Annotated in this window: 2 tRNA genes and 2 rRNA genes; all 4 read left to right on the top strand. The window is 50.8% G+C overall.

Features of this window, described 5'->3' with window-relative positions:
• Window positions 1-1,064 (top strand): 16S ribosomal RNA (locus tag I4X03_RS22930); the annotation flags it as partial.
• 91 nt (window positions 1,065-1,155) lie between these two features.
• Window positions 1,156-1,232, top strand: a tRNA-Ile gene (locus I4X03_RS22925).
• Between the two features lie 10 nt (window positions 1,233-1,242).
• Window positions 1,243-1,318 (top strand) — tRNA-Ala (locus tag I4X03_RS22920).
• 222 nt (window positions 1,319-1,540) lie between these two features.
• Window positions 1,541-1,924, top strand: a 23S ribosomal RNA gene (locus tag I4X03_RS22915); the annotation flags it as partial.

Raw genomic sequence — 1,924 nt, 5'->3', positions numbered from 1 at the left:
CACTAATGACGGTACCTGAAGAATAAGCACCGGCTAACTACGTGCCAGCAGCCGCGGTAATACGTAGGGTGCAAGCGTTAATCGGAATTACTGGGCGTAAAGCGTGCGCAGGCGGTTTTGTAAGTCTGTCGTGAAATCCCCGGGCTCAACCTGGGAATTGCGATGGAGACTGCAAGGCTAGAATCTGGCAGAGGGGGGTAGAATTCCACGTGTAGCAGTGAAATGCGTAGAGATGTGGAGGAACACCGATGGCGAAGGCAGCCCCCTGGGTCAAGATTGACGCTCATGCACGAAAGCGTGGGGAGCAAACAGGATTAGATACCCTGGTAGTCCACGCCCTAAACGATGTCTACTAGTTGTCGGGTTTTAATTAACTTGGTAACGCAGCTAACGCGTGAAGTAGACCGCCTGGGGAGTACGGTCGCAAGATTAAAACTCAAAGGAATTGACGGGGACCCGCACAAGCGGTGGATGATGTGGATTAATTCGATGCAACGCGAAAAACCTTACCTACCCTTGACATGGATGGAATCCCGAAGAGATTTGGGAGTGCTCGAAAGAGAACCATTACACAGGTGCTGCATGGCTGTCGTCAGCTCGTGTCGTGAGATGTTGGGTTAAGTCCCGCAACGAGCGCAACCCTTGTCATTAGTTGCTACGAAAGAGCACTCTAATGAGACTGCCGGTGACAAACCGGAGGAAGGTGGGGATGACGTCAAGTCCTCATGGCCCTTATGGGTAGGGCTTCACACGTCATACAATGGTACATACAGAGGGCCGCCAACCCGCGAGGGGGAGCTAATCCCAGAAAGTGTATCGTAGTCCGGATTGTAGTCTGCAACTCGACTACATGAAGTTGGAATCGCTAGTAATCGCGGATCAGCATGTCGCGGTGAATACGTTCCCGGGTCTTGTACACACCGCCCGTCACACCATGGGAGCGGGTTTTACCAGAAGTAGGTAGCTTAACCGCAAGGAGGGCGCTTACCACGGTAGGATTCGTGACTGGGGTGAAGTCGTAACAAGGTAGCCGTATCGGAAGGTGCGGCTGGATCACCTCCTTTCTAGAGTAGCACCGGGGCCTAGAGCCCACTCATTGAGCGTCCACTCTTATCGACTGTTGAAATTGAAAGAAACAGTAGCAGTGTCCAAGTCGGGGCTGTAGCTCAGCTGGTTAGAGCACCGTGTTGATAACGCGGGGGTCGTTGGTTCGAGTCCAACCAGCCCTACCACGTATTCCTTGGGGGATTAGCTCAGCTGGGAGAGCACCTGCTTTGCAAGCAGGGGGTCGTCGGTTCGATCCCGTCATCCTCCACCACTACCTACTAAGAGTGCAAACGTAAATCGCTGGATTTAGGTTTGATCTTTTAGAGATCATTGCTGTTTCGTTCTTTAACAATCTGGAAGAAGTAAAGTTTTATTAAGCGTGTTCTGTAAAAGGAGCACACTTAGGGTAGTAGTAAAACTCATCAAACACAGTAATAAATGAAGTCTTGCTTGGAACTGTAACGATCCCTGGCAACAGGGGCTAACGTTATAGGGACAAGTGAATAAGTGCACATGGTGGATGCCTTGGCGATTACAGGCGATGAAGGACGTAGTAGCTTGCGATAAGCTGCGGGGAGCTAGCAAACAAGCTTTGATCCGCAGATTTCCGAATGGGGAAACCCGGCCTTTTAGGTCATTGCATACTGAATACATAGGTATGCAAAGCGAACGCGGCGAACTGAAACATCTAAGTAGCTGCAGGAAAATAAATCAACCGAGATTCCCAAAGTAGTGGCGAGCGAAATGGGATGAGCCTGCATGATTTAGCATGACGCATAGTGGAACGGATTGGAAACTCCGGCCATAGAGGGTGATAGCCCCTTACACGAAATGCGATGTGTGGAACTAAGTATGCGACAAGTAGGGCGGGACACGA

It is taken from the genome of Massilia soli (assembly GCF_016809835.1).
GTDB lineage: Bacteria > Pseudomonadota > Gammaproteobacteria > Burkholderiales > Burkholderiaceae_D > Telluria_A > Telluria_A soli.
This window is presented reverse-complemented; position numbering and strand designations above follow the sequence as displayed.